The sequence below is a fragment of the Halomonas getboli genome, from assembly GCF_023094245.1.
Taxonomy (GTDB): Bacteria; Pseudomonadota; Gammaproteobacteria; order Pseudomonadales; family Halomonadaceae; genus Halomonas; species Halomonas getboli.
The window spans coordinates 262,658-282,783 of sequence record NZ_JALMEW010000001.1 but is presented as its reverse complement, the minus strand read 5'-3'; the positions used below and the strand labels follow the sequence as shown (position 1 = coordinate 282,783).

The window sequence follows — 20,126 nt, the reverse complement described above, 5'->3', positions numbered from 1 at the left end:
AGGGCAGGTGGCGGTCAGTCGTGCAGCCAGTCGATCAGCTCGGGAAAGGCATCGGCGGTGAACACCGGGCGGCTCAGGGCCAGACGTTCGGGCGCGTGCACGCCATAGGTCACGGCGATCCGGTCCATGCCCAGCGCCCGGGCCATCTCCAGGTCGTACTCGGTATCGCCGATCATCACCGCCTCCTCGACCGGCACCCCGAGCTCATCGAGCAGCTCCTCGAGCATCCGCGGATGCGGCTTGGAGAGCGTCTCGTCGGCGGTGCGGCTGGCGTGGAACCAGTGCCCGCACTCGGCTTCGCGAAAGATGCGGTCGAGCCCGCGACGGCTCTTGCCGGTGGCCACCGCCAGGCGACTGCCGTCTGCAGCGCGCAGACGGGCCAGCCCCTCGGCCACGCCCGGGTAGAACGGCATCGGCGTGACGTCGCCTTCCACGAAATGATAGGCGTAACGCTGCCGCAGCGCCTCGGCGCGCTCGGGGTCGATGCCCGGGCACAGCTTGGCGATGGCTTCGGGCAGCCCCAGGCCGATGATGTCGCGCACCGCCTCCTCGGACAGCTCGCCCCAGCCGATATCGCGCCCGGCGGCCTGCATGCAGGCGACGATGCGCGCCAGCGAATCCATCAGGGTGCCGTCCCAGTCGAAGATCATCAGTCGATAACGCATGCAGCCTCCGGGTCAGCGGGCGTTGCGGGCACTTTCCAGCACGCCGTCGAGGGTCTCGCCGAGCGGCGCGCGGATCTTCACCGGCTTGCCGCTCGTCGGCTCGGGAAAGGTCAGCGACGCCGCATGCAGGAACAGCCGCGACAGCCCCAGCTGAGTGGCGATGCGCCCGCCCTCGCGGGTGCCGTACTTGTCGTCGCCGAGCAGCGGATGCCCCGCATGGGCCGCGTGCACGCGAATCTGATGAGTGCGACCGGTGATCGGCTCGGCCTCGACCAGGGTCGCCCGCGCGAAGGTCTCGCGCACCGCGAAGCGGGTACGCGCCACCTTGCCGGCGCTGTCGACCCGCACCCGCCGCTCGCCGTTGCCGGCGTCGAAGCGATCCAGCCGGGCGCTGACGAAGTCGCGTCGCGCCGGCCAGCGGCCGGCCACCAACGCCAGGTACTGTTTACTCATCTCGTGGCGCTTGAGCGACTCGTTGAGGCTCAACAGCGCCGGACGCGACTTGGCCAGCAGCAGGCAGCCCGAGGTGTCTCGGTCGAGCCGATGCACCAGCTCGAGGAAGTCCAGGTCCTCGCGCACCTGACGCAGGGCCTCGATCAGGCCGATCTTGACGCCGCTGCCGCCGTGCACGGCGAGCCCCGACGGCTTGTTGAGCACCATCCAGTCGCGCCCTTCCAGCAGCACGCTGCCGGCCAGCAGATTGCGCAGGTTGTCGCTGACCTCGCGCACCGCCTCGCGCGGGGCGAGCTTGAGCGGCGGAATGCGCACCACGTCACCCAGCGCCAACCGGGTATCGGCCTTGACGCGCTTCTTGTTGACCCGCACCTCGCCCTTGCGCACGATGCGGTAAATGAGCGCCCTGGGCGCTCCCTTGATGCGCGTGATCAGGAAGTTGTCGACCCGTTGACCCACCTGGCCCTCGGTCACTTCCACCCATTGCACCTCGCGGCCGTCGGTCATCCCGCTCTCCACTTGCCAACGTCGTAAAAGCCGCATTCTATCGCACTGTGCGGCGTCCTGCCGCCAATTGCTGGGCACCCCCTTTACTGTTATATTGCCGAGGCGTTCCAATGGACAGAACCGTCCGCTTGGCGCCTGCACGACAGACACGCAGGCCGGAACGACGAAATCAGGCCGCGACGACGCTCCCACACGAGGTCCCGCCGCCGACAGTAAAGCGATACAACGCCACGCCCGCCCCGCCTCGCACCCAACCGCGAGCGGCTATCACGGGATACGTACAACATCGTGCCGGAGGCCGGCGTTGGCGAATCGATGAATGCCAGGTGTTGGCGGTGACCGCAGGACCGGATGGGCAACGACTAAGACCCACCGAGAGCACGTCCTGCCTCCGCCCCGTACTCAACATGATCTTGCCGTGCCGGCCCGCCACCACCATCAGGCCCCGACACGGCCGGGCGCAGCTCCGCTTCCGCGACATGCGCTGAGCACAAGCACGCAGCACCCAGCGGTTCGCCTTCGTCATTGCCCATGGGCGCCCACCGGCGCGTCCATTTTGCGAGACGACATGAAACGGATGCTCATCAACGCGACCCAGCCCGAAGAGCTGCGCGTCGCTCTGGTCGATGGACAACGCCTGTACGACCTGGACATCGAATCCGGTGCCCGGGAACAGAAGAAAGCCAACATCTATCGCGGCAAGATCACCCGCGTGGAACCCTCCCTCGAAGCGGCCTTCGTCGATTTTGGCGCCGAGCGTCACGGCTTCCTGCCGCTGAAGGAAGTCTCCCGCGAGTACTTCCTCAAGGAACCCTCCGGGCGCCCCAGCATCAAGGAAGTCCTCAAGGAAGGCCAGGAAGTCATCGTCCAGGTCGACAAGGAGGAGCGTGGCAACAAGGGCGCGGCCCTGACCACCTTCATCAGCCTGGCCGGCCGCTTCCTGGTGCTGATGCCCAACAATCCTCGCGCCGGCGGCATCTCGCGGCGCATCGAGGGCGAGGAGCGCGCTCAGCTCAAGGAGGCCATGAGCCAGCTGACCGTGCCCGACAAGATGGGCCTGATCGTGCGCACCGCCGGCATCGGTCGCAATCCCGAGGAGCTGCAGTGGGACCTCGACTACCTGACCCAGGTCTGGGAGTCGATCACCGAGGAAGCCGGCAAGCGCGCCGCGCCCTTCCTGATCTACCGCGAGTCCAACGTCATCATCCGCGCCATGCGCGACTACCTGCGCCAGGACATCGGCGAGGTGCTGATCGACAGCGAACAGGTGCACCAGGAGGCGCTGGGCTTCATCCGCCAGGTGATGCCCTCCTACCAGCAGAAGATCAAGCGCTACGCCGACGAGGTGCCGCTGTTCTCGCGCTTCCAGATCGAGTCCCAGATCGAGACCGCCTACGAGCGTGAGGTCAAGCTGCCCTCCGGCGGCTCGATCGTCATCGACCACACCGAGGCGCTGGTCTCCATCGACATCAACTCGGCGCGCGCCACCCGCGGCAGCGACATCGAGGAGACGGCGCTGCAGACCAACCTCGAGGCCGCCGACGAGATCGCCCGCCAGCTGCGCCTGCGCGACATCGGCGGTCTGGTGGTCATCGACTTCATCGACATGTCGCCGGCGCGCAACCAGCGCGAGGTCGAGAATCGGGTGCGCGACGCCCTGAAGATCGACCGCGCCCGGGTGCAGATCGGCCGCATCTCCCGCTTCGGCCTGATGGAGATGTCCCGCCAGCGCCTGCGCCCGTCGCTGGGCGAGACCAGCGGCGTGGTCTGCCCGCGCTGTGATGGCCAGGGCACCATCCGCGACGTGCGCTCCATCTCGCTGTCGATCATGCGCCTGATCGAGGAAGAGGCGATGAAGGAGCGCAGCGCCCAGATCCGCGCCATCCTGCCCGTCCCGGTCGCCACCTACCTGCTCAACGAGAAGCGCGCCGTACTGGCCGACATCGAGCGTCGCCAGGGCGTGCGCGTGGTGCTGCTGCCCAATCCGGACATGGACACTCCGCACTACGACGTCCAGCGCCTGCGCGACGACCACGTCGACGAGGAAGGCACCACCCACGCGCCCAGCCATGAGCTGCCCGTTGAGACCGAGGTCGGCAAGGAGCCCGAGGCCGCCTTCGGCAAGCCGGTCAAGCGCGACGAGGCCGCGGTCAAGACAGTGGTACATCACGAGCCGGCCCCCGCCTCGCTGATGGAAGAACCCGCCGCCCCGGCCAAGCCGGCTGAAAAGGCAGCGCAGAAGCCCGCGCCCCGGCCGGCCGCTGCGGCGAAACCGACGACCGTTCCGGCGGCCCGCGACGGGGTGCTGAGCCGCCTGGTCAAGGGCTTCTCGCGCCTGCTGAGCGGCGAAGAGACCGCTCCGTCCGGCCCGCAATCGCGCCCAACCGAGCGCAGTGGCCAGCAGGCCCCGCGCCAGGCAGGCACCGCCCGCTCCGACGATCGCAGCCAACAGCGCCGCGAAGGCGGTCGCTCCAGCGATAATCGCTCCGGCGGCGGCAACGGTCGCCAGCGCAATAATCGCCGCGGCGGTCAGCGTCAGGAGCGCGGTGACAATCGCGACGAGTCACGCAGCGCCAAGCCGCAGCGTCAGGGCGAGGACAAGCCCCGTACCGAACGGCAAGAGAAAGGCGAGAAGAGCGGCGGCCAGAACCGCGGCGGCCGCGGTCGCAGCCAGCGCCAGGACGACAATCGCCAGCAGACCGAGGATCGCAAGCCCCAGGAAGGCAAGGGCCAGGAGCGCAAGGACCAGGGCGGTCGCAAGCCCCAGGAGGCCAAGCCTCAGTCCGACAAGCCGCAAGGCGGCAAGTCCCAGGACGCCAAGCCTCAGCAACCCAAGGGCGATGTTCAAGCGGCTCCCGCCAAGGACGAGGCGCCGGCCAAGGCCGAGGCGAGCGACAAGCCCAAGCGCACCCGCAACAATCCGCGCCAGCGCCGCCGCCAGCACGCCCTGAACCCCGAGTCCGTGGCGGAGCAGCAGCGCCTGCAGTCCGAAGCCGCCAAGGCCGAAGCACAGCCGGAAGAGGCTAAAGCCGAGGAGCCGAAGGCAGACACCAAGGCCGAACAGCCCAAGACTAACGCCAAGCCGGAAGCCCAGAAGGCCGAAGCCAAGGCCGAGCAGCCCAAAGCTGACGCTAAAGCCGAGGAACCGAAGGCAGAGGCCAAGGCCGAACAGCCCAAGGCTGACGCCAAGCCGGAAGCCCAGAAGGCCGAGGCCAAGGCCGAGCAGCCCAAGGCTGATGCTAAAGCCGAGGAGCCGAAGGCAGAGGCCAAGGCCGAACAGCCCAAGGCTGACGCCAAGCCGGAAGCCCAGAAGGCCGAAGCCAAGGCCGAGCAGCCCAAGGCTGAGGCTAAAGCCGAGGAGCCGAAGGCAGAGGCCAAGGCCAAGGCCGAACAGCCCAAGGCTGACGCCAAGCCGGAAGCCCAGAAGGCCGAAGCCAAGGCCGAGCAGCCCAAGGCTGATGCTAAAGCCGAGGAGCCGAAGGCAGAGGCCAAGGCCGAGCAGCCCAAGGCTGATGCTAAAGCCGAGGAGCCGAAGGCAGAGGCCAAGGCCGAGCAGCCCAAGGCTGATGCTAAAGCCGAGGAGCCGAAGGCAGAGGCCAAGGCCGAACAGCCCAAGGCAGAGGCCAAAGCTGATGAGCCCAAGGCCGAAGCGCCCAAGGCACAAGCTGAAGCCGAGGCGCCCAGGGCCGAGACGCCGCGTCGTCGCCGCCGCGCCCACAACGACCCGCGGGAAATCCGCCGTCGTGAGCAGGAGGCCAAGCGCCAGGACAGCCAGCAGGGCTGATCCTCAAGCCGCCTCCAGACAAAACGCCCGTGGCCATTGGCCACGGGCGTTTTCTTTGGCGTCCAATGAAGGCACCCGAAGCGCCGATGTCCCTACTCTGTTGCCAGGCGCGGCTCGCGCTCCAGCGTCACGCCGAAGCGCCGCTCGACCGTCTCGGCGACCCGCGCGGCGAAGGCCAGCAGCCCCGCCGCGTCGCCGCCGCCGTGATGCACCAGCACCAGGGCCTGTCGGTCGTGGACGCCGAAGGGACCATCGCGCCAGCCCTTGAGGCCGCAGCGATCGATCAGCCAACCGGCAGCCAGCTTGGTCCGGCCGTCCTCCAGCGGGAAGCTCGGCATGTCGTGGTGCGCCTCGCGCAGCGACGCCGCGCGCTCCGCCGACACCACCGGGTTCTTGAAGAAGCTGCCGGCATTGCCGAGCCGCGCCGGATCCGGCAGCTTCTCGCGCCGCACCGCGCACACGGCTTCGGCCACCTCGAGCGGCGTGGACGCCGGGCCCACGCGGCTGGCCAGGTCACCGTAGCCCAGGCGCGGCTCGGCCTTGCGCGAGACGCGCAGCACCAGCCGGGTGATGACCACCCGCCCCGCCAGGGCGTGCTTGAACACGCTGTCGCGATAGCCGAAGGCACACTCGTCGGGCGTCAGCACCGACTCGCGGCCATCGTCGAGATGCACCAGGTGCACGGCCTCGAGGCGCTCGGCAAGCTCGACGCCGTAGGCGCCGATGTTCTGGATCGGCGCCGCGCCGCAGTGGCCGGGAATCAGCGCCAGGTTCTCGACCCCCCAGAGGCCACGGGCGGCCAGGGCCATGACCAGCTCGTGCCAGATCACGCCGGCCTCGGCATGCACCCGCACGCTGCCGCCGTCGCCCTCCTCCAGCCACCAGTCACGCATGGCCGGACGGATGACCAGCCCCGGCAGCCGGGCGGGCAGGATCAGGTTGCTGCCGCCGCCCAGCACCAGGGTCGGCCAGCCGGCTTCCCGGGCCAGCGACAGCGCCTCGGTGAGCTCGGCGGCCGTCGCCGGGGCGGCGACGCGTTCCCCGCGACAGGCCAGTCCCAGGGTATTGGCCGCGGTCAGATCGTGGTCGGCGAGGATGGCCAGGCTCAAGCGCCCTCCTCCAGGCGCCGCCTCACGTGCTCGACGAGGCCGCGCGACGCCGCCTCGACCAGGTCCAGCACCTCCTCGAAGCCGTCGTCACCGCCGTAGTAGGGGTCGGGCACGGCGCGGTCGGGCAGTCCGGCGAAGGCCAGGAACAGCCCGACGTGAGCGGCACTGTCGGCCGGCCGACGCGCCTCCAGCGCCGCCAGGTTGTCGTGGTCCATGGCCAGCAGGTAGTCGAAGCGCTCGAAATCGCCGTCGTCGAGCTGCCGGGCCCGCAGGCCGGAGAGATCGAGCCCGCGCGAGGCGGCCGCGGCCTGGGCGCGCGCGTCGGGCGACTTGCCCACGTGCCAGGGACCGATGCCACAGGAGTCGACCTCGACCCGACCGGCGAGACCGGCCTGGTCGAGATGTCGGCGGAACATGCCCTCCGCGGTGGGCGAACGGCAGATATTGCCCAGGCAGACGAACAGCACTCTCATCAGCGCTCTCCCTTGTCGTCGTGGCCTTGCTCCTGCCCAAGGATCTGGCGCACCCGGGCGAGATCCTCGGCGGTGTCCACGCCCGCCGGATGCGGCTCGCGGGACAGGGCAACCTGGATGGCATGGCCGTGGTGCAGCGCACGCAGCTGCTCGAGCTGTTCGAGCTGTTCCAGCGGCGACGGCGCCCAGTGGCGATACTCGTCGAGGAAGCTCGCCCGGTAGGCATAGAGGCCGATATGGCGCAGCCAGGCGTCGGTCTCGAGCAGTTCGGGCCGCGCGGCGAAGGCCTCGCGGTCCCAGGGGATTGGCGCGCGGGAGAAGTAGAGTGCCCGCCCGGAGAGCGCACGCACCACCTTGACCACGTTGGGGTTGAACAGCGTCTCGACGTCGCCGATCGGCTCGGCCAGCGTGGCGATCGAAGCGCCGGGATCATCCATCAGGCGCGCCGCCACCTGGTCGATCAGGGTCGCCGGCAGCAGCGGCTCGTCGCCCTGGACGTTGACCAGCACGGCATCATCGGTGAGGCCCAGCGTATCGGCCACCTCGGCCAGCCGATCGGTGCCGGAGGGATGATCGTCGCGGGTCATCACCACCTCGGCGCCCAGCGGCGTCATGGCGTCACGGATGCGCGCATCGTCGGTGGCGACCACCACCCGGCCGGCGGCGCTGGCCGCGGCGCGGCGCCAGACGTGGGCCACCATCGGCTCGCCGGCGATGTCGAGCAGCGGCTTGCCCGGCAGACGGGTCGACGCGAAACGCGCCGGGATCACGGCGATGAAGTCCTGCATCTTGCCTCCTCAGCCCTCGGCGCCGGTCGACGGCGGCAGCTTCTCGTCCACGTCGATGGCGCGCGCTTCATCGGGCAGCATCACCGGGATGCCGTCGCGCACGGGATAGGCCAGGCCGTCATAGCGGCACACCAGCTCGGCCGCGTCGCGGTCGTAGGCCAGCTTGCCCTTGCACAGCGGGCAGACCAGCATCGCCAGCAGTTGCTTGTCCATCTCTCACGCCTCCAGGGTCGTTATCGACGGCCGCACGAACGGCGGCCGCACGGAATTCACAGGGTCGCCAGGCGCGCATCCAGCCAGGCGACGAAATCGGGGTCGGGCACCGCTTCCACCTCCAGCACCCAGGCGTCGTCCGCCGGCAGGTCACGGCACTTCACCGCGTCCTTGGCGGTCATCACCAGCGGGCGCCCGTCCGCAAAGGTCAGATCCTCGGCGGTGAAGCGGTGGTGATCGGCGAAGGGGTGGGTCCAGTGGGCGATGCCCAGGCTTTCGAGAGTCTCGAAGAAACGCGCCGGGCGACCGATGCCGGCCAGGGCATGCACCGGTTCGGCGAAGGGTAGCGGCGTCAGCGGCCGCCGCTCGCCGCCTGCCAGCGGGCGCCAGCCCACCGGCGCCAGGGTCATGCGATAGCGGTCGTCGAGCACGCCCTCGCGCGCCGAGCCATTGACCACCACCGCATCCACGCTCTCGAGCCGCTCGGCGGGCTCCCGCAGCGGCCCGGCCGGCAGGCAGCGCCGGTTGCCGAGCCCGCGACGGCCGTCCACCACCACCAGCTCCAGGTCGCGCCCCAGCGGCAGATGCTGCAGGCCATCGTCGGCGAGCAGGATATCGCAGCCCTCGTCCTGCAGCCGGCGGGCGCCCCGCGGACGCTTCGGGTCCACCACTACCGGCACGCCGGTCTGGTCGGCCAGCATGCGTGGCTCGTCGCCGCAGGCCGAGGCCGGGGTATCGGCCTCGACCCGCAGCGGATAGCGATCGGCGCGGCCGCCGTAGCCGCGCGAGAGGATGCCGGGCCGCCAGCCAGCCTCCGAGAGGTGGCGCGCCAGCCAGGCCACCAGCGGCGACTTGCCGGTGCCGCCGAGGGTGATGTTGCCGACCACGATCACCGGCACCGAGGCGCGCCAGGGCCGGCGCCGTCCTTCCGCGTAGGCCCGCGCGCGGCGCGCGATCGCACGACGATAGAGCGCCTCGAGCGGCCGCAGCGGCCACAGCCAGGGCGCACCGGCGTAGGCGGCTTCGAGCCAGCGCTCGCCGAAGCCGCCGCTCATGCCGTCTCGGCGTCCTGGAACTGCAGGCGATGCAGGGCCGCGTAGGCCCCGTCCCGCGCCAGCAGCTCGGCGTGACTGCCCTGCTCGACGATCTCGCCGCCTTCCATCACCAGGATGCGGTCGGCGCGCTCGATGGTGGACAGGCGGTGGGCGATGACGAAGGTGGTGCGATCGCGGCACACCTCTTCGAGCGCCGCCTGGATATAGCGCTCGGACTCGGTGTCCAGCGCCGAGGTCGCCTCATCGAGGATCAGCAGCGGGGCATCCTTGAAGATCGCCCGGGCGATGGCCAGGCGCTGGCGCTGGCCGCCGGAGAGCATCACCCCGTTCTCGCCCACCACGGTGGCGTAACCCTGGGGCAGACGCTCGATGAACTCGTGGGCATGAGCGGCCCGCGCCGCGGCCTCGACCGCCTGCGGATCGGGGTCGTCGATGCCGTAGGCGATGTTGTCGGCGATGGTCGCGTTGAACAGCGTCACCTGCTGGGAGACCAGGGCGATGCTGCGCCGCAGGGGCAGCAGCTTGAATTCCTCGAGCGGCACACCGTCGAGGCAGATCCGCCCCGCGGTGGGCCGGTAGAAGCGCGGCATCAACCCCATCAGGGTCGACTTGCCGCTGCCCGAGCGGCCGACGATGGCGATCATCTCGCCGGGTGCCACGTCCAGATCGATGCCCTTGAGCACCTCGGGCTGGTCGGGACCGTAGGCAAAACGCACGCCTTCGAGGGTCACGTGACCGTCGAGCCGTCCCGGTTCGCGGGTGCCGCTGTCGTCCTCGGGCGGCACGTCCAGCAGCCCGAACAGCTCGCCGGCGGCGGCGATGCCCTTCTGCACGGTGGCGTTGATCTCGGTGATCTGGCGCACCGGCTTGGCCATCAGCGACGCCGCGGTGATGAAGGCGACGAATTCGCCGGGCGTCATGTTGTCCAGCATCGCCGGCGACATGGCGAGCCACACCAGGGCCGCCAGCGCCAGCGCCACCAGCAGCTGGATCACCGGGGTGCTGGTGGCCTTGGTCAGGGCCTCCTTCATGCTCTGGCGGCGGTTGACCTCGCTGGCCTCGGCGAAGCGGGCCTTCTCGTAGGCCTCGGCGCCGTGGGTGCGCACCACCCGATAGCCGGACAGCGCCTCGGAGGCCACGTGAGTGACGTCGCCCATGGAGCGCTGGATGCGCCGCGAGATCAGCCGGAAGCGCTTGCTGGCGTAGCTGACCACGCCGCCGATCAGCGGCGTCACGGCCAGGAACAGCAGCGTCAGCGTCCAGCTGGTCCACAGCAGGTAGAGCACCAGACCGATCACGAACAGCCCCTCGCGCAGCAGGATGGTGACCGCCTTGGTGCCGGCGCCGGTGACCTGCTCGACGTGATAGGTGACCCGCGAGATCAGATGCCCCGAGGAATGCTCGTCGAAGAAGCGCCCCGGCAGGTGCAGCATGTGGTTGAAGACGTCGCAGCGCAGCGCGTGAACCAGGTTGCGCGCCACGTTGCTCATGAAATAGGTGCCGAGGAAGGTACCCAGCCCGCGGGTCGCAAACATGCCCACCACGAACAGCGGCAGCATCAGGCGAAAGGCGGCATCCGGGTTCTGGATGCCGTCGATCAGCCGCTTCATCATCTCGGCCAGCGCCGTGCTGGACGCCGCGTAGATGGCATAGCCGATGATGGCCAGGGCGAAGGCCTTCCAGTGGGGCTTCACATAGCCCAGCAGACGCTTGTAGAGGGTCCAGCCCGAGTGTTCGCTCACGGTGTCTCCGCTTCAGAGTGTGTCGCTTCGGCGGTGGCGATGCGCACCCGCCGAATGTTCAGTACGCCGGCGCGGTCGAGCACCCTCACCACGTCGGCGTGGGCGGCGCGGCCATCGGCCTCGACCACCAGGCCGTGCTCGCGGGCCTGGGGCGCGGCCGCGGCCAGCGCCGACGCCAGCTCGCTGGCCGACAGGCGTTGCCCGTCCAGGCGATATTCGCCTTCGGGCGTGACCACCACGGTGACCGGCGATGTCTCCGCAGCGACGCCGGTCACGCTCTCGGGCAGCACCAGTTCCAGCGCCTGTCGGGTCTCGAAGGTGGTCGAGACCATGAAGAAGATCAGCAGCAGGAAGACCACGTCGATCAGCGGGGTCAGGTTGACCTCCACCGCCTCGCGTCGCCGGCGCGGCACCCTCATGGGCGCCCTCCTCCCGCCGGCAAGCGCTCGTCACCCTCGCGGTGCGCCGCGTCCGACGTCGGCTCGTGGCGTTCGGCCAGGGTCAGCTCGCCGTCATGATGGGCCAGGAACTCCACCACCTGGCCGGCCTGCTCCTCGATCCGCACCGTGATGTCCTCGACCCGCCGCTGGAAATAGCGGTGGAACATCAGCGCGGGAATCGCCACGGTCAGGCCCGCGGCGGTGGTCACCAGCGCCTGGGAGATGCCGCCGGCCAGATCCGCGGTACGCTCGCCGCCGTCGCTCGAGACGATCACCGCAAACACCTCGATCATGCCGACCACGGTGCCCAGCAGGCCGATCAGCGGCGTGATCGAGGCGATGGTGCCGAGCGGGCTTAGGAAGCGCTCCATGTCATGCACTACCGCGGTGGCGGCCTCCTGCAGGCGCGCCCGCACCTGCTCATGGCCGAGCCGGGCGTTGCGCAGCCCCGCCGCCAGCACCCCGCCCAGCGGGGAATGGCTCTCCAGCCAGTAAAGGTTGACCTGGCCACGCGCCACCAGCGAGCAGACCTCCTCGCCGAGCCCCGTCGGGGCGATGCGCGACGCGCGCAGCGCCCACAGGCGCTCGACGACGATCACCACCGCCACCAGCGAACAGCCGAGCAGCGGCAGCATCAGCCAGCCCCCGGCAATCAGGGCCTCCATCATGGTCATGGGGTCACCTCCCTTGCGACGTCACCGGCGCCGCCGGCATCGATGCAGGCGATTCTAACGCAAGGCACCCGCCTCCGACACCGCCGCGCCGCCAGGCCGTCGGGCGCGCGGACTCGACCCGGTCGCGACCGCCCAGCCACAGGGTCACGGCACCGTCTTCGGCCGTGTTCCATAGGCAACTGCCCAGGCGCCGGAAGCGCCGCACCACGACCGCCGCCGGATGGCCGAAGCGGCTGTCCCGCCCCGCACTGAAGATCGCCTGCCGGGGTCGGACGGCGGCCAAGAAACCGGGGCTGGAGCTGGTCGCGCTGCCGTGATGCCCCGCCACCAGCGCGTCGATGGGACCGCCGATGCGCGCCGCGAGTTCATGCTCCACCCGCACGCCGGCATCGCCGGTGATCAGCAGACGCTGCTCGCCCGCGGTGATCAGCAGCACGCAGGAGCGGTCATTGTCGGACAGACCCTCGACATCGACGGGCGGCCACGCAGGGCTCTGCCGCCACCGGCAGCACGCTGCCCGGCGGTGCCAGATAGCGCCCGACCGCATGGTCCTCGATCAGCGCCGCGAGGCCGCCGGCATGATCGCGGTCGCCGTGGCTGACGATGACGTCGTCGAAGCGCTGCCCATCCGGCCACAGCGTGGCCAACGGCATGAAACCGGAGGCAAACCGCGGGCCGGTATCGATCAGCGCCCGGTAGTGAGTGGTGCGCAGCGCCACCAGCTGGCCCTGCCCCACGTCGTGGACGCGCACGCGCAGCTCGCCGGGCACCGGCAGTACGGGAGACGCCCACCAGGCGCCCAGCGCCAGCAGCGCCGTGCCGGCCAGGCGCAGCCGACCGGCCAGGCCCGGCAGCGCCCACAGCAGGCCGATCAGGATCAGCGCCGTGCCCAGTGCCTCGGCCACGACCGTCGAGGGCTGCCACAGCGGCGCGAGCCGCACCGCCAGCGCCAGCCCGGCGGCCACGCCCTCGACGAGCATGCCGAACGGCCCCCAGACGGCGCCGGCCAGCGGCGGCGCCCAGGCCAATGCCCAGCCCGCCAGCCCCAGCGGCACCATCACGCTGCCCACCAGCGGCACGGCCACCAGATTGACCAGCGGCGCCGCCGGCGCGAGACGATCGAAGGCCAGCAGCACCGCGCCAGCCATCACCGGGGCCAGCAGCAGCTGGCTGCGCAGGAGCGCCCACAGCCAGCCGCGCCATCCTTGCGGCCGGGGCCTGCCCTGCCAGATCAGGATCAACAGCGCCACGGCGCCGAAGGAGAGCCAGCTGCCGGGACGCCAGACCGCCAGCGGGTCGAGCATCACCACCAGCGCCAGGGCCAGCCACCAGGCTTGCCAAGGCCCCGGCGAATGGCGTCCGCTGGCCACCCACAGCCCCACCAGCACCATGATCATCGCCCGCATCGCCGGCGGCTCGAGGCCGGCCAGCCCGGCATAGGCCACCGCCGCCGTGCCGGCGGCCCACCAGGGCCAGATGGCCATGCGCCAGCCTCCCGGCGAGGCGAGTCGGGCCAACCCGCGCGCCAGCCACAGCACGACGCCGGCCACCAGGCCGACGTGGAGCCCGGAGATGACCATCAGGTGGGTGGTGCCGCTGGCATTGAGCAATTCCCAGTCGTCGTCGCTCAGCCGTTCACCGGCGCCCAGGGTCAGCGCCGCCAGCCAGCGCGTCGTACGCGGGGGCAGATCACGCTCGTCGAGTCGGGCCAGCGCCCATCGACGGACCGAGCCACCGGCCGCCTCGAGGCGTACCGGCGGCGGCGACTGACGCACGTAGCCGGTGGCCTGGATGCCCTCGCGCCACAGCCAGGCGCGATAGTCGAAGGCCCCGGGATTGGCGAAGCCGGCCGGCGGACGCAGACGCACGCTCAAGCGCCAGCGCTCCCCGGCTCCCATGGGCGGGGCTTCATAGGCGCTCAGACGAATCCTGGCCAGGCCATCGCAGCGGGGCAGGTCGTCCGCTCGCGGATGGCAATCGTCCACCGACAGGGCCAGGCGCGCCAGGCCAGCTTCGCGTGAAACGGCCGTCAGCCGCCCTTCCACCACCAGGTCACGGCGGCTGAGGCCGTCGGGCAGCTCACCGTCGCGCATCGCCCAAAGCTGAGCGGCGACCAGCGCGATTACGGCCGTCAGCAGCACGAGCCGCCAGCGCGCGGCCGCCAGCGCCATCAGCAGCGCCAACCCCAGCAGCTGAGGCCAGGCAGTGGCGAGAGCGCCTTCCGACGCGCCGATCAAGGCCCCGACCAGGGCCGCCAGCGCGAGCGGCAGGGCCAGTCCTGTTGCCATGACGTCATCCCTGATCGAATCGCCCGCCGAGCGGCGAGCAACGACGACTCGGCGTCACCGCGTTGACCAACGCCATGGCGAGACACCGGGCTTGTATGGATAATAGCGCGCATATCGAAGCCGCGAGCCCGTCGTCATGCCGCGCCGTCTCCTGCAGCGCTACCTGCCCCATCCCGAGACCCTCAGGCGCCAGCGCTCCCTGCGCTTCATGAGCCACCTGATCGGCAATCCCTCGCTGTGGATGCTGTCGCGTCGCAGCGTCGCCAACGCCTTCTTCGTCGGGCTGTTCTGCGCGCTGCTGCCCATCCCGTTCCAGATGGCGCTGGCCGCGCTGGGCGCCTGGTCGCTGCGCGCCAACCTGCCGCTGTCGGTGGGGCTGGTGTGGATCACCAATCCGCTGACCATGCCGCTGATCTTCTATGGCAACTATCGCCTCGGCGCCTGGCTGCTGAACCTGCCGGCACAGGCCGCGCCGGCCCACCTCTCGACCGAGTGGATCGCCGAGCAGATGCTCGAGGCACTGCCGGCCCTGGCGGCAGGTTCCCTGGTCGCGGCGATTCTGGCGGGCGTGCTGGGCAGCCTGACGATTCGCCTGGCGTGGCGCTGGCAGGTGTCGCGCAGCTGGAAGCGAAGGGCGCGGCGCCGCCGGGATCGGCTGGACAACCGCGCCTGAGAAAGGAAGGCGGAAGGTCGGAAGACGAAAGCGTCAGGACGCCGGCGTCAAGCGCCCGGCGTCGAGGCGCAGCACCCGATCCTGATGGGCGGCCAGCCCCGTGTCGTGGGTCACGATGACGAAGGCGCAGGCGGCACTGGAAGAGAGTTCGTCCATCAGCGCCAGGATGCTTGCCGCGGTGGTCTGATCGAGGTTGCCGGTGGGCTCGTCCATCAGTACCAGGCTCGGGTCGGTGACCAGCGCCCGGGCGATGGCCACCCGCTGGCGTTCGCCGCCGGAGAGCTCGCTCGGCTTGTGCGCAGCGCGTTCGCCCACCCCCACCCGTTCCAGCAGCTTGAGCGCCTTGGCCTCGGCCGCCTTCTTGCGCTGGCCGCGCACGATCAGCGGCAGCGCGGCATTTTCCAGCGCCGTGAACTCGGCGAGCAGATGGTGGAACTGATAGACGAAACCGATGTGCCGGTTGCGAAAACGCCCCAAAGCGGCGTTGCCCAGCTCGTGCAGCGCCTGCCCGGCGATGCGCACCTCGCCGTGGCTGGGGTGATCCAACCCGCCCAGCAGGTTGAGCAGCGTGGTCTTGCCGGAGCCGGAGCTGCCGACCACCGCCACCCGCTCGCCGGCGCGCACCTCGAGGGCCAGGTCATCGAGCACGGTGAGATCGCGCGGGCCCTCGCGGTAGATCCGGGTCAGACCGTCACAGGCCAGCATCACGTCTCGCTGCTCGGCATTGCGGGCAACGTTCCGGGTCATGGCAGGATCATTCATAGCGGAGCACCTCGGCGGGCTGCACCCGGGCCGCACGCCAGGCCGGGTAGAGGGTCGACAGGAAGGTCAGCACGAAGGCCGCGGCGACGATCTGGCCGACGTCGGACCACAGCAGCTGCGAGGGCAGCTCGCTGATGAAGTAGACGTTGGCATCGAGAAAATGCACCCCGAAGGTCGACTCGATGAAGGCCAGGATATCGGAGACCGACAGCGCCAGCAGGATACCGAGCCCCACCCCGATCAGAATGCCGATCACCCCGATCGCCAGCCCCTGGACCATGAAGATGCCCATGATCGAGCGCGGCGTGGCGCCGATGGTGCGCAGGATGGCGATGTCGGCGTGCTTGTCGGTGACCACCATCACCAGGGTCGAGACGATGTTAAAGGCCGCCACGGCGATGATCACCGTCAGCAGCAGCGCGATCATGCGCTTCTCCATCTGGATCGCCTGGAACAGGTTGCCGCGGGTGTAGGTCCAGTCCAGCCCGCGATAGCCCGGCCCCAGGTCGTCGATGATCGCGCGCGTCACGCTGCCGGCCTGGAACAGGTCATCGAGCTCCAGGCGCAGCCCGCCCACGGCGTCGCCCATGCGCGCCAGGGTCTGCATGTCCGCGATGTTGGCATAGGCCAGGCTGGCATCCAGATCCGCGCCGACGCTGAAGATGCCGCTGACGGTGAAGCGCTTGAGCCGCGGAAAGACGCCCGCCGGTGTGATCGAGGCCTCGGGCACCAGCAGCGTCACCCGATCGCCGACCGTCACGCCGAGCTGGCGCGCCAGCATCGAGCCGAGCACGACGTTCCATTCGCCGGGCTTGAGGTCATCGAGACTGCCCTTGGTCATGTGCTCGTCGACGATCGAGACGCGCTTTTCCCAGTCGGGCTTGATACCGGTGACCAGGGCGCCATTGTTGCGCCCGCCCACCGAGAACATGCCCTGCTGCTGGATGTAGGGCGCCGCCCCGATGACGTGATCGCGCTGCATGAGCCGATCGGCCAGAGGCTGCCAGTCGGTGAGCCCCGAGGGCACCTCGATGCGGGTGTGGGGCACCATGCCCAGCACCCGTTGGCGCAGTTCGCGGTCGAAGCCGTTCATCACGGACAGCACGAGAATCAGCACCGCCACGCCCAGCGTCAGGCCCAGCATGGAGGTCAGGGAAATGAAGGAGATGAAGTGGTTGCGTCGCTTGGCCCGCACGTAGCGCAACCCGATCAGGAGAGGCAGACGATCCAGCATATGAGCGTTCCTTGTCAGCGGGCGCTCATGGTACGTGTTTTTGACCGCCCCTGCATCGGGGGCGGCCTGGCTTGCACGATCGCTGCACCTTACCCGGTGGACACTCGCGCCGGGCTTGCATCCCGCCGCGGCGCCCCCTACATTGCGCCGGATTCCTACATCGAGGAGGCCTGCCATGGCCGTCTGCCTGCTCCCCGAATGGCATCCCCAGGATGCCGTGCAACTGACCTGGCCGGGTCCCGACAGCGACTGGGCGCCGCTGCTCGAGCGCATCGAGGCGACGCTCGAGACCCTGGCGGTGGCCATCGCCCGCTACCAGCCGGTGCTGATCGCCGTGCCGGACGATGCCACCCGCATCCGGCTGTCCAAGGCCTTGCGCCACCGCGGCGTGCCCGCCGAGCGCCTGCACCTCGTCGTCGCCGAGGCCGACGACACCTGGGCCCGGGACCACGGGCCGCTCACCGTCGAGCGCGACGGCGAGCCCGTGCTGCTCGACTATGTCTTCACCGGCTGGGGCGGCAAGTTCCCGGCCAGCCGCGACAACAGCCTGACCCGCCGGCTCGCCACGGCCGGCGTCTTCGCCGCGCCGCTGGTCTCCCATGACCTGGTGCTCGAGGGCGGCGCGCTGGAGAGTGACGGCCGAGGCACGCTGCTGACCACCGAGGCCTGCCTGCTCAACGACAACCGCAACCCGCACCTCGACCGGGCCGCCATCGAGACGCGGCTGGCCCAGGAGCTCGGCGTCGAGCGGGTGCTGTGGCTGGCCCAGGGCCACCTGGAAGGCGACGACACCGACAGCCACGTCGACACCCTGGCGCGCTTCTGCGATCCGCAGACCATCGCCTACGTGCGCTGCGACGACGACACCGACCCGCACCATCCGGCGCTGGCCGCCATGGAGAACGAGCTCCGCACGCTGCGCCGCGCCGACGGAGAGCCCTACCGGCTGATCCCGCTGCCCTGGCCCGCGCCCTGCTTCGACCCCGAGGACGGTCACCGCCTGCCGGCCACCTACGCCAACTTCCTGATCATCAACGGTGCGGTGCTGGCGCCCGTCTACGGCGATGCCGCCGACGCCCGCGCTCTCGCGGCCCTGGCCGAGGCCTTCCCGGAGCGTGACATCGTGCCCATCGACTGCAGCACCGTGATCCGCCAGCATGGCAGCCTGCACTGCCTGACCATGCAGCTGCCCCGCGGCACCCTGGCCGGGGCTTGCCGCCATGAAGGAGAGACATCATGACCCGCACCCTCAAGGTCGGCCTGGTCCAGCAGCCGGCCTGGCCCGACAAGGCCAGAAGCCTGGCCGAGAGCGAGACCGGCATCCGCGAGCTGGCCGGCGCCGGTGCCCAGCTGGTGATGCTGCAGGAACTGCACGCCACCCACTACTTCTGCCAGTTCGAGGACACCGCGCTGTTCGACCTGGCCGAGCCGCTGGACGGCCCCACCGGCCAGCGACTGGCGGCCCTCGCCGCCGAGCTCGACATCGTGCTGGTGGGCTCGCTGTTCGAGCGCCGCGCCCCGGGGCTCTACCACAACACCGCCGTGGTCTATGACGGCGCCCGCGGCCGCGTCGGCCAGTATCGGAAGATGCACATCCCCGACGATCCGGGCTTCTACGAGAAGTTCTACTTCACACCGGGCGATCACGACCCGGCCCGCAACGAAGGCTTCACGCCCATCGACACCTCGGTCGGGCGGCTCGGCGTGCTGGTGTGCTGGGATCAGTGGTATCCCGAGGCCGCGCGCCTGATGGCCACGGCCGGCGCCGACCTGCTGCTCTACCCCACCGCCATCGGCTGGGATCCGCAGGACGATGACGACGAGCAGGCCCGTCAGCAGGACGCCTGGACCCTGATCCAGCGCAGCCATGCGGTGGCCAACGGCCTGCCGGTCATGGTCGCCAACCGCGTCGGCCATGAAAGCGACCACTCCGGCGTCGGCCCCGGCATCGACTTCTGGGGCGGCAGCTTCATCTGCGGCCCCCAGGGCGAACTGCTGGCCCACGCCGGCCAGCAGGCCGAACGGCTGCTGGTGACACTGGACATGGAGCGCGGCGAGTCGGTCCGCCGCCTCTGGCCCTACCTGCGCGACCGGCGCGTCGACGCCTATGGGGATCTTACGAGACGCTATCGGGACTAGCTGCAAGCTGCAAGCTGCAAGCTGCAAGTCAGCAGCATGAAACCACCCGAAGCAAAAGAAACCCCGAAGGCCAGGGCCTTCGGGGTTTCTTGTAGCTCGGCGCTTGTCGCTCGGCGCCGATTACTTCCAGAAATCGCGGATCGAGGCGATGCCCTGGGCGCCCACGGCACGGGCATGGTTGGCGTCGAAGCGGGTCATGCCGCCCAGCGCGAACACCGGCATGCCGGCATGCTCGACCAGCTGCTGGAAGTCGTGCCAGCCGATCGGCGCCACTTCCGGATGTGAAGGCGTGGTGCGCAGCGGTGACAGGGTCGCGAAGTCGCAGCCGACGCGATGGGCCTGGTCCAGCTGCTCGCGATCGTGGGTCGAGGCGGAGAGCCACTTGCCCTCGGGCAGCGGACGACGATCGAGGCTCATCAGCCGTGCGCTGGTCAGGTGGATGCCGTCGGCGTCCACCTCGTCGAGCAGCTCGGGCTCGCCGTTGAGCATCAGCCGCGCCCCGTGACGGCGGCATACCGCCAGGGCCTGCTCGGCCCGGGCCAGATAGGCCTCGCGGTCCAGGTCCTTGGCCCGCAGCTGCACCAGGCGCACATTGTCCTCGACCAATGCCCGCTCCAGACGCGTCAGGAACACCGCCTCGTCCTCTTCCTCACCGCTGATCAGATACTCGGTGGGCAGCATCACCGCGCGCAGGATCGGCACGTTGGCCGCCGGGAAGGGATAGTTGAACAGCTCGTTCATCGGCACCCAGCGCACCGCCTGACCCTCACGACCGAAGGGCTCTCCGGCGAAGTCGTGGACCTGCCAGACATCCAGCAGGATATGCTTGTCGGTGTACTCGTGGTGGATGCGGATCAGCGGCTGAGCGCGACGGATCTCCACCCCAAGCTCCTCGTGCAGCTCACGCTTGAGGGCCTCGAGGCCCGTTTCATAGGGCGCCAGCTTGCCGCCGGGAAATTCCCAGAGGCCGCCGTGATCGACGTTGGACGGGCGCCGGGCGAGCAGCACCTCACGACCGTCGGCACTGATGATGGCGGCGGCCGCCACATGCACCCTTCTCTTCACCATTGCGTTCATTCACCTTATCCCACTTGTCCCCGCGGCGATGCCGCGGAGGATTGCTCTCT

Annotated in this window: 19 protein-coding genes; 4 read left to right on the top strand and 15 right to left on the bottom strand. The window is 69.9% G+C overall.

Features of this window, described 5'->3' with window-relative positions; translation table 11 throughout:
- Positions 1 to 14 precede the first annotated feature (14 nt).
- Positions 15 to 665, bottom strand: a complete 651-nt coding sequence (locus tag MYL53_RS01390; protein ID WP_247851569.1) for an HAD family hydrolase — start codon at positions 663 to 665, stop codon at positions 15 to 17.
- A gap of 12 nt (positions 666 to 677) precedes the next feature.
- Positions 678 to 1,625, bottom strand: coding sequence for an RluA family pseudouridine synthase (locus tag MYL53_RS01385; protein WP_247851568.1), 948 nt, complete (start codon positions 1,623 to 1,625; stop codon positions 678 to 680).
- Positions 1,626 to 2,193: 568 nt separating this feature from the next.
- On the opposite strand from MYL53_RS01385, the gene rne reads away from it, so the two are divergent.
- Entirely contained in the window at positions 2,194 to 5,409 is a 3,216-nt protein-coding gene (rne, locus tag MYL53_RS01380) for a ribonuclease E (RefSeq protein WP_247851567.1), read from the top strand.
- Between the two features lie 92 nt (positions 5,410 to 5,501).
- On the opposite strand, the gene murB is transcribed toward rne, so the two are convergent.
- Genes murB through MYL53_RS01330 form a run of 10 tightly spaced genes read right to left on the bottom strand, consistent with a single transcriptional unit; the run spans position 5,502 to position 14,191 of the window.
- Complete coding sequence (gene murB / locus MYL53_RS01375) at positions 5,502 to 6,518, bottom strand: UDP-N-acetylmuramate dehydrogenase (RefSeq protein WP_247851566.1); 1,017 nt, start codon at positions 6,516 to 6,518, stop codon at positions 5,502 to 5,504.
- Positions 6,515 to 6,991, bottom strand: coding sequence for a low molecular weight protein-tyrosine-phosphatase (locus MYL53_RS01370; protein ID WP_247851565.1), 477 nt, complete (start codon positions 6,989 to 6,991; stop codon positions 6,515 to 6,517). The genes murB and MYL53_RS01370 overlap by 4 nt, the downstream gene beginning before the upstream one ends.
- Positions 6,991 to 7,779 carry a 3-deoxy-manno-octulosonate cytidylyltransferase gene (gene kdsB / locus MYL53_RS01365; RefSeq protein WP_247851564.1) on the bottom strand — a complete coding sequence of 263 codons (789 nt, stop codon included), beginning with the start codon at positions 7,777 to 7,779 and terminating at the stop codon, positions 6,991 to 6,993. The genes MYL53_RS01370 and kdsB overlap by 1 nt, the downstream gene beginning before the upstream one ends.
- Before the next feature lie 9 nt (positions 7,780 to 7,788).
- Complete coding sequence (locus MYL53_RS01360) at positions 7,789 to 7,992, bottom strand: Trm112 family protein (protein ID WP_247851563.1); 204 nt, start codon at positions 7,990 to 7,992, stop codon at positions 7,789 to 7,791.
- A 56-nt stretch (positions 7,993 to 8,048) separates the two neighbouring features.
- A complete protein-coding gene (gene lpxK / locus MYL53_RS01355) occupies positions 8,049 to 9,047 on the bottom strand; it encodes a tetraacyldisaccharide 4'-kinase (protein WP_247851562.1) in 999 nt (332 codons plus the stop codon).
- On the bottom strand, positions 9,044 to 10,789 hold the full coding sequence (msbA, locus tag MYL53_RS01350) for a lipid A export permease/ATP-binding protein MsbA (RefSeq protein ID WP_247851561.1): 1,746 nt from the start codon (positions 10,787 to 10,789) through the stop codon (positions 9,044 to 9,046). Before msbA ends, lpxK begins: the two co-directional genes overlap by 4 nt.
- Positions 10,786 to 11,208: an ExbD/TolR family protein gene (locus tag MYL53_RS01345; protein WP_247851560.1), complete on the bottom strand. Its 423-nt coding sequence runs from the start codon at positions 11,206 to 11,208 to the stop codon at positions 10,786 to 10,788. Before MYL53_RS01345 ends, msbA begins: the two co-directional genes overlap by 4 nt.
- Complete coding sequence (locus tag MYL53_RS01340) at positions 11,205 to 11,903, bottom strand: MotA/TolQ/ExbB proton channel family protein (RefSeq protein ID WP_247851559.1); 699 nt, start codon at positions 11,901 to 11,903, stop codon at positions 11,205 to 11,207. The genes MYL53_RS01345 and MYL53_RS01340 overlap by 4 nt, the downstream gene beginning before the upstream one ends.
- Before the next feature lie 4 nt (positions 11,904 to 11,907).
- Positions 11,908 to 12,339 carry a ComEC/Rec2 family competence protein gene (locus MYL53_RS01335; protein WP_247851558.1) on the bottom strand — a complete coding sequence of 144 codons (432 nt, stop codon included), beginning with the start codon at positions 12,337 to 12,339 and terminating at the stop codon, positions 11,908 to 11,910.
- Between the two features lie 10 nt (positions 12,340 to 12,349).
- Positions 12,350 to 14,191 (bottom strand): ComEC/Rec2 family competence protein, encoded by a 1,842-nt coding sequence (locus tag MYL53_RS01330; protein ID WP_247851557.1) that lies wholly within the window; start codon positions 14,189 to 14,191, stop codon positions 12,350 to 12,352.
- A 136-nt stretch (positions 14,192 to 14,327) separates the two neighbouring features.
- Between MYL53_RS01330 and MYL53_RS01325 the strand changes: the two genes are divergently transcribed.
- Positions 14,328 to 14,864: a DUF2062 domain-containing protein gene (locus MYL53_RS01325; protein ID WP_247851556.1), complete on the top strand. Its 537-nt coding sequence runs from the start codon at positions 14,328 to 14,330 to the stop codon at positions 14,862 to 14,864.
- A gap of 33 nt (positions 14,865 to 14,897) precedes the next feature.
- On the opposite strand, the gene MYL53_RS01320 is transcribed toward MYL53_RS01325, so the two are convergent.
- Both MYL53_RS01320 and MYL53_RS01315 read right to left on the bottom strand, forming a co-directional pair.
- Positions 14,898 to 15,611: an ABC transporter ATP-binding protein gene (locus tag MYL53_RS01320; protein ID WP_247851555.1), complete on the bottom strand. Its 714-nt coding sequence runs from the start codon at positions 15,609 to 15,611 to the stop codon at positions 14,898 to 14,900.
- 7 nt (positions 15,612 to 15,618) lie between these two features.
- Entirely contained in the window at positions 15,619 to 16,860 is a 1,242-nt protein-coding gene (locus MYL53_RS01315; protein ID WP_247851554.1) for a lipoprotein-releasing ABC transporter permease subunit, read from the bottom strand.
- 175 nt (positions 16,861 to 17,035) lie between these two features.
- On the opposite strand from MYL53_RS01315, the gene MYL53_RS01310 reads away from it, so the two are divergent.
- On the top strand, positions 17,036 to 18,100 hold the full coding sequence (locus MYL53_RS01310; protein WP_247851553.1) for an agmatine deiminase family protein: 1,065 nt from the start codon (positions 17,036 to 17,038) through the stop codon (positions 18,098 to 18,100).
- Positions 18,097 to 18,999 (top strand): carbon-nitrogen hydrolase, encoded by a 903-nt coding sequence (locus MYL53_RS01305; protein WP_247851552.1) that lies wholly within the window; start codon positions 18,097 to 18,099, stop codon positions 18,997 to 18,999. Before MYL53_RS01310 ends, MYL53_RS01305 begins: the two co-directional genes overlap by 4 nt.
- Positions 19,000 to 19,119: 120 nt before the next feature.
- Here the strand turns inward: MYL53_RS01305 and MYL53_RS01300 are convergent, their stop codons facing one another.
- Complete coding sequence (locus MYL53_RS01300; protein WP_247852354.1) at positions 19,120 to 20,067, bottom strand: Nudix family hydrolase; 948 nt, start codon at positions 20,065 to 20,067, stop codon at positions 19,120 to 19,122.
- Positions 20,068 to 20,126: the final 59 nt, after the last annotated feature.